The sequence below is a fragment of the Delftia acidovorans NBRC 14950 genome (genome assembly GCF_001598795.1).
GTDB lineage: Bacteria > Pseudomonadota > Gammaproteobacteria > Burkholderiales > Burkholderiaceae_C > Comamonas > Comamonas acidovorans.
In genome coordinates this window covers 387,091-402,293 of the sequence record NZ_BCZP01000001.1, presented here as the reverse complement: position 1 = coordinate 402,293, position 15,203 = coordinate 387,091, and the positions used below count along the sequence as shown (strand labels likewise).

The 15,203-nt window shown below is 63.0% G+C and carries 15 protein-coding genes and 1 tRNA gene; all 16 read right to left on the bottom strand.

Annotation, left to right across the window (positions count from 1 at the left end; genetic code table 11):
- Window positions 1–47: 47 nt before the first annotated feature.
- Window positions 48–1,541 (bottom strand): NADH-quinone oxidoreductase subunit NuoN, encoded by a 1,494-nt coding sequence (nuoN, locus tag DA1_RS01780; RefSeq protein ID WP_012206966.1) that lies wholly within the window; start codon window positions 1,539–1,541, stop codon window positions 48–50.
- A gap of 24 nt (window positions 1,542–1,565) precedes the next feature.
- Window positions 1,566–3,041 (bottom strand): NADH-quinone oxidoreductase subunit M, encoded by a 1,476-nt coding sequence (locus tag DA1_RS01775; protein ID WP_012206967.1) that lies wholly within the window; start codon window positions 3,039–3,041, stop codon window positions 1,566–1,568.
- A 16-nt stretch (window positions 3,042–3,057) separates the two neighbouring features.
- Window positions 3,058–5,115 (bottom strand): NADH-quinone oxidoreductase subunit L, encoded by a 2,058-nt coding sequence (gene nuoL / locus DA1_RS01770; RefSeq protein WP_174549351.1) that lies wholly within the window; start codon window positions 5,113–5,115, stop codon window positions 3,058–3,060.
- 29 nt (window positions 5,116–5,144) lie between these two features.
- Window positions 5,145–5,453, bottom strand: a complete 309-nt coding sequence (gene nuoK / locus DA1_RS01765) for an NADH-quinone oxidoreductase subunit NuoK (protein WP_012206969.1) — start codon at window positions 5,451–5,453, stop codon at window positions 5,145–5,147.
- Window positions 5,450–6,118: an NADH-quinone oxidoreductase subunit J gene (locus DA1_RS01760; protein ID WP_012206970.1), complete on the bottom strand. Its 669-nt coding sequence runs from the start codon at window positions 6,116–6,118 to the stop codon at window positions 5,450–5,452. The genes nuoK and DA1_RS01760 overlap by 4 nt, the downstream gene beginning before the upstream one ends.
- Before the next feature lie 34 nt (window positions 6,119–6,152).
- Window positions 6,153–6,662, bottom strand: coding sequence for an NADH-quinone oxidoreductase subunit NuoI (gene nuoI, locus DA1_RS01755; RefSeq protein WP_012206971.1), 510 nt, complete (start codon window positions 6,660–6,662; stop codon window positions 6,153–6,155).
- Window positions 6,663–6,673: 11 nt separating this feature from the next.
- Window positions 6,674–7,750 (bottom strand): NADH-quinone oxidoreductase subunit NuoH, encoded by a 1,077-nt coding sequence (gene nuoH, locus DA1_RS01750; protein WP_034396575.1) that lies wholly within the window; start codon window positions 7,748–7,750, stop codon window positions 6,674–6,676.
- Window positions 7,747–9,870, bottom strand: a complete 2,124-nt coding sequence (gene nuoG / locus DA1_RS01745) for an NADH-quinone oxidoreductase subunit NuoG (protein ID WP_013801063.1) — start codon at window positions 9,868–9,870, stop codon at window positions 7,747–7,749. Before nuoG ends, nuoH begins: the two co-directional genes overlap by 4 nt.
- A 15-nt stretch (window positions 9,871–9,885) precedes the next feature.
- Entirely contained in the window at window positions 9,886–11,244 is a 1,359-nt protein-coding gene (nuoF, locus tag DA1_RS01740) for an NADH-quinone oxidoreductase subunit NuoF (protein ID WP_034396578.1), read from the bottom strand.
- Entirely contained in the window at window positions 11,241–11,732 is a 492-nt protein-coding gene (gene nuoE, locus DA1_RS01735; RefSeq protein WP_012206975.1) for an NADH-quinone oxidoreductase subunit NuoE, read from the bottom strand. The genes nuoF and nuoE overlap by 4 nt, the downstream gene beginning before the upstream one ends.
- Window positions 11,729–12,982: an NADH-quinone oxidoreductase subunit D gene (locus DA1_RS01730; protein WP_013801061.1), complete on the bottom strand. Its 1,254-nt coding sequence runs from the start codon at window positions 12,980–12,982 to the stop codon at window positions 11,729–11,731. The genes nuoE and DA1_RS01730 overlap by 4 nt, the downstream gene beginning before the upstream one ends.
- A 32-nt stretch (window positions 12,983–13,014) precedes the next feature.
- Window positions 13,015–13,623: an NADH-quinone oxidoreductase subunit C gene (locus tag DA1_RS01725; protein ID WP_034398879.1), complete on the bottom strand. Its 609-nt coding sequence runs from the start codon at window positions 13,621–13,623 to the stop codon at window positions 13,015–13,017.
- A gap of 10 nt (window positions 13,624–13,633) precedes the next feature.
- Entirely contained in the window at window positions 13,634–14,113 is a 480-nt protein-coding gene (locus DA1_RS01720) for a NuoB/complex I 20 kDa subunit family protein (protein ID WP_012206978.1), read from the bottom strand.
- A gap of 23 nt (window positions 14,114–14,136) precedes the next feature.
- On the bottom strand, window positions 14,137–14,496 hold the full coding sequence (locus DA1_RS01715; RefSeq protein WP_012206979.1) for an NADH-quinone oxidoreductase subunit A: 360 nt from the start codon (window positions 14,494–14,496) through the stop codon (window positions 14,137–14,139).
- Between the two features lie 73 nt (window positions 14,497–14,569).
- A tRNA-Leu gene (locus tag DA1_RS01710) sits at window positions 14,570–14,654 on the bottom strand.
- Window positions 14,655–14,771: 117 nt separating this feature from the next.
- Window positions 14,772–15,164 carry a preprotein translocase subunit SecG gene (gene secG / locus DA1_RS01705; RefSeq protein WP_012206980.1) on the bottom strand — a complete coding sequence of 131 codons (393 nt, stop codon included), beginning with the start codon at window positions 15,162–15,164 and terminating at the stop codon, window positions 14,772–14,774.
- Between the last annotated feature and the right edge of the window lie 39 nt (window positions 15,165–15,203).

The window sequence follows — 15,203 nt, the reverse complement described above, 5'->3', positions numbered from 1 at the left end:
CCTCACCGCGGAGCCCTGCGTGCAGGGCCCCGCATCGGGAAAGTGGATCAGGAAGCCAGGGCGCGCACGACGGCGTCGGCGCACAGGGCCATCAGGCCACCCGGCAGAAGGCCCAGCCCCAGCACCAGGGCGCCGTTGAGGGTCAGCACCACGCGCACGTCCAGCGAAGCGGAAACGCTGGTGGCGGTGATGGGTTCGTCAAAGTACATGACCTTGACGACGCGCAGATAGTAGAAGGCGCCGATCAGCGACATGACCACGGCAAACACGGCCAGCGCGATGTACAGGCTGTGGCCCGATGCCACGAGCGCCTGCAGCACCGACAGCTTGGCGTAGAAGCCCACCAGGGGGGGGATACCGGCCATGGAGAACAGGCAGATCGCCATCACGCCGGCATACAGCGGGCTGCGCTGGTTGAGGCCGGCAAAGTCGGCGACCTCTTCGCTCTCGAAACCTTCGCGGGCCAGCAGCTGGATCACGCCGAAGGCGGCCAGCGTGGTCAGCACGTAGGTCACCACGTAGAACATGGCCGAGCTGTAGGCGTTCTCGATGGTGGCCGGATCGACCTTGCCATCCACCACACCCGACATCAGGCCCAGCAGCACGAAGCCCATCTGCGAGATGGTCGAGTAGGCCAGCATGCGCTTGAGGTTGGTCTGCTGCAGGCCGGCCAGGTTGCCGACCAGCAGCGAGGCGATGGCAAGCACCGCCAGCATCTGCTGCCAGTCGATGGCCAGCGGCAGCAGGCCGTCCACCAGCAGGCGGATGACGATGGCGAAGGCGGCCAGCTTGGGCGCGCCACCGATCATGGTGGTGATGGCCGTGGGAGCGCCCTGGTAGACGTCGGGAACCCACATGTGGAAGGGAACCACGCCCAGCTTGAAGGCCAGGCCGGAGACCACGAAGACCAGACCGAACACCAGCACCTGGTGCTTGATCTCGCCCGAGTTGATGGCCTTGAAGACTTGGCCGATGTCCAGCGAGCCGGTCGCACCGTAGAGCATGGACATGCCATACAGCAGGAAGCCGCTGGCCATGGCGCCGAGCACGAAGTACTTCATCGCGGCCTCGACCGACGCCGTGTGGTCGCGGCGCAGGGCCACCAGGGCGTAGCTGGACAGCGTCAGCAGCTCCAGGCCCAGGTAGATGACCAGGAAGTTGTTGCCCGAGATCATGATGAACATGCCCAGCAGCGCGAGCATGGCCAGCGTGAACAGCTCGCCGCCGCGAAGCATGTCGCGGTCGGCGGCGTAGGGGCGGCCGTAGACCAGGGTGACCATCATGGCCACGGTGGCGAAGCACTTGAGCCAGTTGCCCATGGCGTCGGAGACCACCATGTTGCCCCAGCCATAGAAGGTGTTGCCACTGGAGGCGTACATGCCTTGCAGCACGGCCACCACGCCCAGGGTCAGCAGCGTCAGAACATAGGTGCCCGTGCGGCGCGGGCTTTTGACGCCCAGGTCCACCAGGGCGATCACGCAGGCCATGACCAGGAGAAGGATCTCCGGATAGATGGCCAGCCAGCTGATGTTGTCAATCATCTCGATTCTCTCGTTTCAGTCTGGTCACTGCAGCTTGCTCATGGCCACATGCTTGAGCAGCTCGGCCACGGACACATCCATCACGTCAGTGAAGGGCTTGGGATACAGACCCATGTACAGCACGGCGATGGCCAGCAGACCCAGCACCAGGAACTCGCGGTTGCCGATGTCGGTCAGGCCGCGCACATTGTCGTTGGTGACCGGACCCAGGTAGACGCGCTTGTACATCCACAGGGTGTAGGCGGCGCCGAAGATCAGAGCCGTGGCAGCGCCCAGGCCGATCCAGAAGTTGTACTGGACGGCACCCAGGATCACCATCCACTCGCCCACGAAGCCGGCCGTTGCGGGCAGGCCGCAGTTGGCCATGGCGAACAGCAGTGCGAAGGCCGCGAACTTGGGCATGGTGTTGACCACGCCGCCGTAGGAGGCGATTTCACGCGAGTGCACGCGGTCGTAGAGCACGCCGATGCACAGGAACATGGCGCCCGACACGAAGCCGTGGGCAATCATCTGCACGATGCCGCCGGCAACGCCCAGCGGGTTGAAGATGAAGAAGCCCAGGGTCACGAAGCCCATGTGGGCCACGGACGAGTAGGCCACCAGCTTCTTCATGTCCTTTTGCACCAGGGCGACCACGCCCACGTAGATCACGGCGACCAGCGACAGCGCGATGACCAGCCAGGCCCACTTGTGCGATGCATCAGGGGCGATGGGCATGGAAAAGCGCAGGAAACCGTAGGCACCGAGCTTCAGCATGATGGCAGCCAGCACGGCGGAGCCGCCGGTGGGCGCTTCCACGTGCACGTCGGGCAGCCAGGTGTGCACCGGCCACATCGGCACCTTCACGGCGAAGGCCGCGAAGAAGGCGAAGAAGATCAGCGTCTGGGCCGTCATGGACAGCGGCAGCTTGTGCCAGTCGAGGATCTCGAAGCTGCCACCGGACTGGGTGTACAGATAGATGATCGCGATCAGGGTCAGCAGCGAACCCATCAGCGTGTACAGGAAGAACTTGAAGGCCGCGTAGATGCGGTTGGGTCCGCCCCAGATACCGATGATCAGGTACATCGGGATCAGCGTGGCTTCGAAGAACACGTAGAACAGCAGGCCGTCCAGTGCGCTGAACACGCCGACCATCAGGCCGGACAGGATCAGGAACGCGCCCATGTACTGGTTCACGCGCTCGGTGATGTTTTCCCACGACGCGATCACGACGATCACGGTGATGAAGGCCGTCAGCGGCACGAACCAGAACGAGATGCCATCCACGCCCAGGTGGTAGTAGATGTTGAAGCGCTCGATCCACAGCGCCTTCTCCACGAACTGCATCGCAGCCGTGCTGTTGTCGAACTGCTGGATCAGCGGCAGCGTGACCGCCAGGCCGGCCAGGGCGCCGACCAGGGCCAGCCAGCGCACTGCCTTGACCTGGTCCTCGCGGCCCAGGGCCAGCAGGAGGGCGCCGAATGCGATCGGCACCCAGATTGAAAGACTCAACCAATGCATTTTTGTTCTTCCTCTACTACTTGTTGAGCCACACGAAATACGTCATGAGAGCGAACACGCCCAGCAGCATGACCAACGCGTAGTGATAGAGATAGCCCGACTGCAGCTTGCGCACCCACTGGCCGATGCGACCGATGAGCTTCCACGAACCGTTGACGATGGCGCCATCAATGATGGCCTGGTCGCCGACCTTCCAGAAGAAGCTGCCGAAGGCGCGTGCACCACGGGCGAAGATGTTTTCGTAGACCCAGTCCACGCCGTACTTGCCTTCCAGTGCCTGGTAGACACCGATCTTCTGCATGGCCGACTTGATGGCCGCAGGGACTTCGGGCTTGACCATGTAGAACAGGTATGAGACGACGACGCCTGCCAGTGCCAGCCAGAACGGCGCGGCAGTGAAGCCGTGCAGTGCCATGGGCACCCAGCCGTGGATCTTCTCGGCCAGTTCGGCCATGGCGCCGTGCTTTGCGCCATCGACGTGGATCACGCCCTTGAAGAAGTCACCGAACAGCATGGGCATCAGCGCGATGGCACCGATCACCACCGAGGGGATGGCCAGCAGCATCAGCGGACCGGTCACGACCAGGGGCGACTCGTGCGGCTTGGCATCGTGGCCATGGCCGTGGTGGTCGTCATGGGCATGATGGTCATCGTGACCGTGGTGGTCATCGTGGTGCGCGTCCGGGTTCTGGTCGTAGCGCTCCTTGCCGTGGAAGACGATGAAGTACAGGCGGAAGGAGTAGAAGGCTGTGATGAACACGCCGGCCAGCACCGCGAAGTTCGCGAAGCCTGCGCCCGGCAGGTTCGTGGCGTGCACGGCTTCGATGATGGCGTCCTTCGAGTAGAAGCCCGAGAAGAACGGCGTACCGATCAGCGCGAGATTGCCCAGCAGGAAGGTGATCCAGGTGATGGGCATGTACTTGCGCACGCCGCCCATCCAGCGGATGTCCTGGTTGTGGTGCATGCCCATGATCACCGAGCCGGCGCCAAGGAACAGCAGGGCCTTGAAGAAGGCGTGGGTCATCAGGTGGAACACGGCCACCGAGTAGGCGGAGGCGCCCAGGGCCACGGTCATGTAGCCCAGCTGCGACAGCGTGGAGTACGCGATCACGCGCTTGATGTCGTTCTGGATGATGCCCAGTACGCCCATAAACAGCGCCGTGATGGAGCCGATCACCAGGATGAAGCTCAGTGCCGTGTCCGACAGCTCGTACAGCGGCGACATGCGCGAGACCATGAAGATGCCGGCCGTCACCATGGTGGCGGCGTGGATCAGTGCCGAGATGGGGGTCGGGCCTTCCATCGAATCAGGCAGCCAGGCGTGCAGCGGGAACTGTGCCGACTTGCCCATGGCGCCGATGAACAGGCAGATGGCCGTCACCGTCACCAGCAGCCAGCCGGTGCCCGGCAGCAGGGTGTTCTGGATCTCGGGCAGCTTGGCGAAGATCTCGCCGTAGTTCATGGTGCCGGTGTAGGCAGCGATCAGGCCGATGCCCAGGATGAAGCCGAAGTCACCCACGCGGTTGACCAGGAAGGCCTTCATGTTGGCGAAGATGGCCGTGGGCTTGTTGTAGTAGAAGCCGATCAGCAGGTAGGACACCAGGCCCACGGCTTCCCAGCCGAAGAACAGCTGCAGCAGGTTGTTGCTCATGACGAGCATCAACATGGAGAAGGTGAACAGCGAGATGTAGGAGAAGAAACGGTTGTAGCCGTCATCTTCCTGCATGTAGCCGATGGTGTAGATGTGCACCATCAGCGACACGAAGGTCACCACGCACATCATCATGGCCGTGATGCTGTCGATCAGGAAACCGACCTCCATCTTCAGGCCGCCGATTTCCATCCAGGTATAGATGGACTGGTCGAAACGCGCGCCGTCGAAGATCACGCTGTTGAACGTGATGGCCGACAGGATGAAGGCGATCAGCACGCCCGCGATGGTGAGGGTATGGCTGCCGCCGCGACCGATCTTGTTGCCGCCGAAGGCCGTGCCCCAGATGCCCGCGAGCACGGAGCCCGCCAACGGTGCCAGCGGCACCGCCAGGAGCATGGATGCAGAGAGTGTTTGACTCATTCTTAAGAACCTTGCAAGTTACGGCGGACTCAACCCTTGAGGGAGTTGAGATCTTCCGCATTGATGCTGGTCTTGTTGCGGAACAGAAGCACCAGGATCGCCAGACCGATGGCCGACTCGGCGGCTGCCACTGTCAGGATGAAGAACACGAACACCTGGCCGTGCATGTCACCCAGATAGCTGGAGAACGCCACGAAGTTGGTGTTGACGGCCAGGAGCATCAGCTCGATGGCCATCAGCAGCACGATCAGGTTCTTGCGGTTCAGAAAAATGCCAACGACGGAGAGCGCGAACAGCATGGCGCCCAGCGTCAAATAATGGCCCAAAGTCAACGTCATGCTTTTGTCTCCACGGCGGGGGTTGCCTCGGCGGCCGGTGCCTGCGGCGCCTGGGTGACCGGCACCTTGACCAGCTCGAGGCGATCCTTTGCGCGCACGCGGATCTGCTGGGCCGGGTTCACTGCCTTGCTGTCCTTGCGCTTGCGCAGGGTCAGGGCGATGGCGGCAATCATGGCCACCAGCAGGATCACGGCAGCGATCTCGACGGGGTACAGGTATTCGGTGTACAGCAGCTTGCCCAGGGCCTGGGTGTTGGAGTACTGCACGGTCTGGCCGGCAGCGTTGACCGTGGCCGCAATGGCCTTGGGCTCCTCGACGCCGCTGAAGCCGCCCATCAGCACCATGCCCATTTCAAAGGCAATCAGTGCGCCGATCAGGGCAGCGAAGGGGAAATGCTTCCAGAACCCCTGGCGCACGGCGTCGATGCGGATATCCAGCATCATCACCACGAACAGGAACAGCACCATCACGGCGCCCAGGTAGACCAGCACCAGGGTCACGCCCAGGAACTCGGCCTTGAGCAGAAGCCAGATGCCGGCAGCCTGCGAGAAGGCCAGGATCAGGTTGAGCACGGCATGCACGGGGTTGCGTGCCGTGACGACCCGGAAGGCTGCAAACAGCAGCACGACCGAGAACAGATAGAAGAAACCAGTTTTGGCGTCCATGGATCGAATCTTTTCAAGTGATCAAGGAGCCGCTTCAGCGGTACTTGGCGTCCGCAGCCTTGGCGGCGGCAATCTCGGGTTCGTAGCGATCGCCAACGGCCAGCAGCATGTCCTTGGTGAAGTACAGGTCGCCGCGCTTTTCTCCGTGGTATTCGAAGATATGCGTCTCGACGATCGAGTCCACCGGGCAGCTTTCCTCGCAGAAGCCGCAGAAGATGCACTTGGTCAGGTCGATGTCGTAGCGCGTGGTGCGGCGCGAGCCGTCGTCACGCACATCGGACTCGATGGTGATGGCCATGGCCGGGCACACCGCCTCGCACAGCTTGCAGGCAATGCAACGCTCTTCGCCGTTGTCATAACGGCGCAGGGCGTGCAGTCCGCGAAAACGCGGCGACAGGGGTGTCTTTTCCTCGGGGAACTGCACCGTGACCTTGCGGCGGAAGGTGTAGCGGCCAGTCAGGGCCATGCCCTTGGCCAGTTCCCAGAGCATGAAGCTCTTGAGGAAATCTTTGATCGAAAATGGGGTAGCAGCAACCGCAGACATTCTTGCTCCGCTCAGTTCCAGATGTTCCAAGGCGAGTGCATCCAGCCACCCACGACGACCAGCCACACCAGGGTGACGGGAATGAAGATCTTCCAGCCCAGACGCATGATCTGGTCATAGCGAAAGCGCGGGAAGGTGGCACGGATCCAGATGAACATGGACACGACCAGGAAAGTCTTCGCCGCCAGCCAGATCCATCCGGGGATGAACGACAGGAAGTCGAACGGAGGCAGCCAGCCGCCCAGGAACATGATCACGCCCAGAATGGACACCAGCCACATGCTGGCGTACTCGGCCAGGAAGAAGATGGCAAAGCCCATGCCCGAGTACTCGACCATGTGGCCGGCCACGATTTCGGCTTCGCCTTCGACCACGTCGAAGGGGTGGCGGTTGGTCTCGGCCACGGCCGAGATCAGGTAGACCACGAAGATCGGCAGCAGCGGCAGCCAGTTCCACGACAGGACACTGGCACCCATGCTGGCGAACTGGCCCTGGCCCTGGCTCAGCACGATCTGCGTCAGATTCATGCTGCCCGTGACCATGATCACGACCAGGAAACAGAAGCCCAGCGCGATTTCATAGCTGACCATCTGTGCCGATGCGCGCAGCGCGCCCAGGAAGGCGTACTTGGAGTTGGAGGCCCAGCCCGCAATGATCACGCCATAGACTTCGATGGAAGTGATGGCCATGATCAGCAGCAGGCCGGCGTTGACGTTGGCCAGCGCCACTTCGGGGCCGAAGGGGATCGCCACCCATGCCGCCAGGGCGGGCATGATGGCCATCACCGGGCCCACGTAGAACAGGCCCTTGGCGGCAGCCGTGGGCTGAATCAGTTCCTTGGTCAGCAGCTTCAGGCCGTCGGCCAGAGGCTGCAGCAGACCGAAGGGACCCACGCGGTTGGGACCCATGCGAACCTGCATGAAGCCCAGCAGCTTGCGCTCCCACAGCGTCAGGTAGGCCACGGCGCCCATCAGCGGGGCGACGATGGCAACGATGCCCAGCAGGATCCAGAGCACGGGCCAGGCCACGTCGGTCCACCAGGGGGCGGCGATCAGGCCGGCACCGGCCGTCTTGAGTGCGTCAATCATGCGGCGCCTCCCTCACGAGCCTGACGTGCATCTGCCGTCAGTTGCAGCGATGTCGCGCGGCGCACGATGCTGTCGAGCTGATAAATACTGGCCACCACGGGCGCGGCATGGCCGGCACCGTTGGCGATGGAATTCACGGCAGGCGCACCGTTGCCCAGCAGGTTGGCTGGCACGCTGGTGGCAGCGGCGGTGGCAGCGGCGAGCACGTCCTGCGACGTCTCGTAGTCCACGCCCTGCACGCCCAGCAGGTTGGCCAGCACGCGCAGCACCTTCCAGCCCGGACGGGCTTCGGCCAGCGGCTTGACCACGGCGTGGAAGCTCTGCAGGCGGCCTTCGGCGTTGACGAAGCTGCCCGAGGTTTCCGTGAACGGGGCGATGGGCAGCAGCACGTCGCTGAATTCCATGTTGGCCTTGAAGGGGCTCAGGGTCACGACCATCTCGGCCTTGCCCAGTGCCTCTGCGGCGCGGGCGCCGGCAGCGGAGTCGAACACGGGTTCGTTGTTCAGCAGCAGCACGGCCTTGAGGCCGCCGGCCAGCATCTGGCCTGCGTTCAGGCCCGAGGCGGCAGGCTGTGCACCCACCCACTGTGCACCCACCGTGTTGGCGGCTTCGGTCAGGTAGCCGACCGAGGCACCGGTCTGCTCGGCAATCCAGTTGGCCAGCGACAGCAGGGTCGATGCCTGTGCGTGGTGCGCAGCGGCATTGCCCAGCAAGATGGCCTTGCGCTCGCCGCGCAGCAGCGCGGCAGCGATGGCCTGGGCCTCGGCATGCACGTCGGCGGCGGCCACGGGAGCGGCAACGCCCTTTTCCTGCGCCACGGCGGCGGCCACATCGGCCAGCGCCTGGGCCCAGTCCGGGGCAGCCACGATGGACGCCGTCACCGGCATGGCCCAGTCGTAGACACGCTCATTGATGGCGAGCACGGCGCAGCCCTGCTTGGCAGCCTGGCGGATGCGCTGCGCGAACAGCGGATGGTCCTTGCGCAGGTTGGAGCCCAGCACCAGGACGCCTTGCAGCTTGGACAGCGACGCGATGGGCGTGCCCAGCCACTGCACGCCCTGGGCGGCGGTGAACTCGGCATTGCGCAGGCGGTAGTCGATGTTCTCGCTGCCCAGGCCACGCACCAGCTTGCCAGCCAGGTACAGCTCTTCCAGCGTGCTGTGCGGGCTGACCAGCGAACCGATGGCGGATGCGCCATGGTCATTCTTGATCTGGCGCAGGCCGTTGGCCACGTATTCGAGGGCGGTCTGCCAATCGACTTCCTTCCACTCGCCGCCTTGCTTGAGCATGGGGCGGGTCAGGCGTTCGTCGCTGTTCAGGGCTTCGTAGGAGAAGCGATCGCGGTCGGCGATCCAGCACTCGTTGACCTCTTCGTTCTCGAAGGGCACGACGCGCAGAACCTTGTGGTTCTTGACCTGGACGATGAGGTTGGCACCCGTGGAATCATGGGGCGAGACCGACTTGCGGCGCGACAGCTCCCAGGTGCGGGCGCTGTAGCGGAAGGGCTTGCTGGTCAACGCGCCCACGGGGCAGATGTCGATCATGTTGCCCGACAGCTCGGAGTCCACCGTATCGCCCACCACCGTGGTGATCTCGGAGTGCTCGCCGCGGTTGATCATGCCCAGTTCCATCACGCCGGACACTTCCTGTCCGAAGCGCACGCAGCGGGTGCAGTGGATGCAACGGCTCATCTCCTGCATGGAGATCAGCGGGCCCACGTCCTTGTGGAAGACCACGCGCTTTTCTTCCTCGTAGCGCGAGGCGGAGCTGCCGTAGCCCACGGCCAGATCCTGCAGCTGGCATTCGCCGCCCTGGTCGCAGATCGGGCAGTCCAGCGGGTGATTGATGAGCAGGAACTCCATCACCGATTGCTGTGCCTTGATCGCCTTCTCGCTCTTGGTGCGCACGATCATGCCCTGCGTCACGGGCGTGGCGCAGGCAGGCATGGGCTTGGGGGCTTTTTCCACATCCACCAGGCACATGCGGCAGTTGGCGGCGATGGAAAGTTTCTTGTGATAGCAGAAATGCGGGATGTAGGTGCCTGCCTTCTCGGCTGCATGCATGACCATGCAGCCTTCGGCGACCTCCACCTTTTTTCCGTCCAGTTCAATTTCAACCATATGCTTTTCTCGCGATCAGGCGGCGTGGACCGTCTGCTTGGAAGCGTTCTGGATCTTCGCTTCAAACTCGTGGCGGAAGTGCTTGATCATGGCGCGCACCGGCATCGCTGCCGCATCGCCCAGCGCACAGATCGTGCGCCCCATGATGTTCACGGACACCGAGTCCAACAGCTCGATGTCTTCAGGACGGCCTTCGCCGTGCTCGATTCGGTTGACCACGCGCCACAGCCAGCCCGTGCCTTCGCGGCAGGGAGTGCACTGGCCGCAGGACTCGTGCTGGTAGAAGTAGGACAGGCGCAGCAGGCTCTCGACCATGTCGCGCGAGTCGTCCATCACGATCACGGCGCCCGAGCCCAGCATGGAGCCGGCCTTGGCGATGGAATCGTAGTCCATCGTGCATTCCATGATGATGTCAGCCGGCAGCACGGGCGAGGACGATCCACCGGGGATCACCGCCTTGAGCTTGCGGCCCGTGCGCACGCCACCGGCCAGCTCCAGCAGCTTGCTGAAGGGCGTGCCCAGCGGCACTTCGTAGTTGCCGGGCAGGTTCACGTCACCGCTGACCGAGAAGATCTTGGTGCCGCCGTTGTTGGGCTTGCCGCACTCCAGGTACGCAGCGCCGCCGTTGCGGATGATCCAGGGAACGGCCGCAAAGGTTTCGGTGTTGTTGATCGTGGTCGGCTTGCCGTACAGGCCGAAGCTGGCCGGGAACGGCGGCTTGAAGCGCGGCTGGCCCTTCTTGCCTTCCAGCGACTCCAGCAGCGCCGTCTCTTCGCCGCAGATGTAGGCGCCGAAGCCATGGTGCGCATGCAGCTGGAAGCTGAAGCTGCTGCCCATGATGTTGTCACCCAGGTAGCCGGCGGCGCGGGCTTCTTCCAGCGCGGCCTCGAAGCGCTCATAGGCTTCGAAGATTTCGCCGTGGATGTAGTTGTAGCCCAGGGAGATACCCATCGCGTAGGCGGCGATGATCATGCCCTCGATCACGATGTGCGGGTTGTGCACCAGGATGTCGCGGTCCTTGCAGGTACCCGGCTCACCTTCGTCCGAGTTGCAGACCAGGTGCTTCTGGCCCGGGAACTGGCGGGGCATGAAGCTCCACTTCAGGCCCGTGGGAAAACCTGCGCCGCCGCGGCCACGCAGTCCCGATTCCTTGACGGTGGCGATCACCTGGTCCTGGGTCAGGCCTTCGCTGCCATCCTTGCCCAGGATCTTGCGCAGCGCCTGGTAGCCGCCGCGTGCCTCGTAGTCCTTGATGGACCAGTTGGCGCCGGTCAGGTCGGCGTAGATCTGCGGATTGATGTGGCGGTCGTGAAAGCAGGTCTCGCTGCCCGAAGAGGCAAACTTGGCCAGGACCGATTGTGCGGCGGCGTTCATGCCTTGCCCTCCGCGGCGCGCAGGCCGTCGATCAATTCGTCGAGCTTTTCGTTGCTCATGAAGCTGCACATGCAGCGGTCGTTCACCAGCATCACCGGCGAATCCGCGCAGGCGCCCAGGCACTCGGACTGCTGCAGCGTGAACATGCCGTCAGGCGTGGTCTCGCCCATCTTGATGCCCAGGCGGGATTCCAGATGGTGCAGCGCCTTGTAGCCGTCGCGCAGCTGGCAAGGCAGGTTGGTGCAGACGTTCAGCTTGTACGTGCCCGTGGGGCGCTGGTTGTACATGTTGTAGAACGTGGTGACTTCATGCACCGCGATCTCGGCCATGCCCAGGAACTCGGCAATCACGGCCTCGCTCTCGGCGCTGACCCAGCCCTGCTCCTGCTGCACGATGGACAGGCAGGCCATCACGGCAGACTGCTTCTGGTCGGCCGGGTACTTGGCCACCTCGCGCGCAAAGCGCTCCTTGGTCGCTTCGGTAATCATCGGTCAACGTCTCCAAACACGATGTCCAGGGTACTCAGCACCATCACGGCGTCGGCCAGCATGTGGCCTCGGCACATTTCGTCCATGGCGGACAGATTGGCGAATCCCGGCGGACGGATCTTCAGGCGGTAGGGCTTGTTGGCCCCATCGCTCACGATGTAGATGCCGAACTCCCCCTTGGGGTGTTCGATGGCCGCGTAAGCCTCGCCTTCGGGCACGCGGAAACCTTCGGTGAAGAGCTTGAAGTGGTGGATCAGCTCTTCCATGTTGGACTTCATGCCTTCGCGCGGCGGCGGAGCAATCTTGTGGTTGTCCACGATCACCGGGCCCGGGTTGGCACGCAGCCAGTCCACGCACTGCTTGATGATGCGGTTGGACTGGCGCATTTCGGCCACGCGCACCAGGTAGCGGTCGTAGCAGTCGCCGGTCTTGCCCACGGGCACGTCGAAATCCATGCGGTCATAGACCTCATAGGGCTGCGACTTGCGCATGTCCCAGGCCACGCCGGAGGCGCGCAGCATGGGGCCGGTCAGGCCCAGGTTCATGGCACGCTCGGCCGTCACCACGCCGATGTCCACGTTGCGCTGCTTCCAGATGCGGTTGTCGGTCAGCAGGGTCTCGTACTCGTCCGCGCACTTGGGGAAGCGCTGCGTGAAGTCGTCGATGAAGTCCAGCAACGAGCCGTGGCGGTTGCGGTTCATGATCTCGACCGAGCGCGCATTGCGCACCTTGCTGGCCTTGTACTGCGGCATGGTGTCGGGCAGGTCGCGGTAGACGCCGCCCGGACGGAAATAGGCCGCGTGCATGCGCGCGCCCGAAACCGCCTCGTACATGTCCATGAGGTCTTCGCGCTCACGGAAGGTGTAGATCAGCGTCGTGGAGCTGCCCGCATCGTTGCCGCTGGAGCCCAGCCACATCAGGTGATTCATGATGCGGGTGATCTCGGAATACATCACGCGGATGTACTGGGCGCGGATGGGCACCTCGATGCCCAGCAGCTTCTCGATGGCCAGGCAGTAGGCGTGCTCGTTGCACATCATGGACACGTAGTCCAGCCGGTCCATATAGGGCAGCGACTGGATGTAGGTCTTGCTCTCTGCCAGTTTTTCTGTCGCACGGTGCAACAGACCGATGTGCGGGTCTGCGCGCTGCACCACTTCACCGTCGAGCTCCAGCACCAGGCGCAACACGCCGTGCGCTGCCGGGTGCTGCGGACCAAAGTTCAGGGAATAGTTCTTGATTTCAGCCATGGTCGTCCATCAAAAAGGCGCCTGGAGCGCCTTCAGTGCAGGCCCCCGTAGTTGTCTTCGCGGATGATCCGCGGCGTGATCTCGCGGGGCTCGATGGTGACCGGCTGGTACACCACGCGCTGTTGCTCAGGGTCATAGCGCATTTCCACATGGCCCGACAGCGGGAAGTCCTTGCGGAAGGGATGGCCGATGAAGCCGTAGTCGGTCAGGATGCGGCGCAGGTCGTCATGGCCGTCGAAGACGATGCCGAACAGGTCGAACGCTTCGCGCTCGAACCAGTTCGCACCCGCCCAGACGGAAGTGACGGAAGCCACCACCGGGAAATCGTCGTCGGTGCAAAAGACACGAACGCGCAGGCGCTGGTTCAGGCTGATCGACAGCAGGTGGGATACCACGGCAAAGCGCGGGCCTTCACGCCCGACTTCTGCATAGGTGGAGTAGTCCACGCCGCACAGGTCCACCAGGACCTCGAACCGGCAATCCGGAGCAGTGTGCAGAACCTGCATGGCCTCAAGATACTGGGTGGCGGACACTTCGACCGTCACCTCGCCCAGGGCCACGGTCACGCTGCGCGCCTTGTCGCCCAAGGCAGCAGCCACCACATCCCGAAGCACTTCGGGGTGAATCGCAATAGCAGTCATCATCTAGCCCTTAGACGCGAGCGATGGTATGGGTGCGGCGGATCTTCTGCTGCAGCTGGATGATGCCGTAGATCAGGGCTTCCGCCGTGGGGGGGCAGCCAGGCACATAGACATCGACCGGCACGATGCGGTCACAGCCGCGCACCACGGAATAGCTGTAGTGGTAGTAGCCGCCGCCGTTGGCGCACGAGCCCATGGAGATGACCCAGCGGGGCTCGGACATCTGGTCATAGACCTTGCGCATGGCGGGCGCCATCTTGTTGCACAGGGTGCCGGCCACAATCATCAGGTCCGACTGCCGCGGGCTGGCACGGAAGACTTCCGAGCCAAAGCGACCGATGTCGTAACGCGCCGCCGCAGCGTGCATCATCTCCACCGCGCAGCAGGCCAGACCAAATGTCATGGGCCACAGCGAGCCCGTCTTGGCCCAATTCACCACAGAGTCGTAACTCGTGGTGATGAAGCCTTCTTTCATCACGCCTTCGATCATCGTGTTTCCTTAGTGAACCCGCTTCAGTCCCAGTCCAACGCACCCTTCTTCCATTCGTAGACAAAGCCCACGACGAGAACGGTCAGGAAAATAAGGACAGCGGCGAAACCAGCCCCACCCACGTCCCGAAGCGCAACGGCCCAGGGCAGCAGAAAGGCGATTTCCAAATCAAACAGGATGAACAGGATGGCGACGAGGTAGTAGCGCACATCGAACTTCATGCGCGCGTCTTCGAAGGCCTCGAAGCCACATTCATAGGGGGAGTTCTTGGCGGCGTCGGGTCGGTTCGGACCCAGCACGTACCCCAGCACCAGGGGGACTACGCCGACACCCATGCCGACGAGAATGAACAAGAGAACGGGAAGATACTGGTCGATGTTCATCGTGTGCGGCTACCTTGAAAGGCATGCCCGCACCGATCAGCCTGATCAGCAGGGCAGGCTCTTAGTTATATCTTGGTGCCGTCGGCGAGACTCGAACTCGCACAGCTTTCGCCACTACCCCCTCAAGATAGCGTGTCTACCAATTTCACCACGACGGCAAGTCTTGATTTCGGCTGGCTCTTTATCTCCGTTGCAAAGATTCCGCCTACCGAACAATCTCTAGATTCTACTCTGAAAAACCCTCGGACCCGGAGGACCGAGGACTTTGTTCGAAATTATTTCGTTGGGATCTGGGCGGCGCCTTCAGCACCGGCAGCAGGCGCCTGGCCTGCAGCAGGAGCTGGCACTTCGCCAGCAGCGCCAGAGGCCGCAGGAGCCGGCGCCGTGATGGGTGCGGCACCTTCCAGCACGCTGCCCGAGCTGACGGGACGCGCATTGCTCAGATAGGCCAGCGCCAGCGTTGCCACGAAGAACACCGTGGCCAGGCCTGCGGTGGAGCGCGACAGGAAGTTGGCGCTGCCCGAGGCACCGAACAGGCTGCCGGAGCTGCCACTGCCGAACGAGGCGCCCATGTCGGCACCCTTGCCGTGTTGAATCAGGATCAGGCCGATCATGCCGAGAGCCGACAGCATCTGAACGGCGAGGATCACGCTTGCGAATGCATTCATTGGTTGTACCTGCTAGTAACGCGAGAGCTAAAAAAGCGA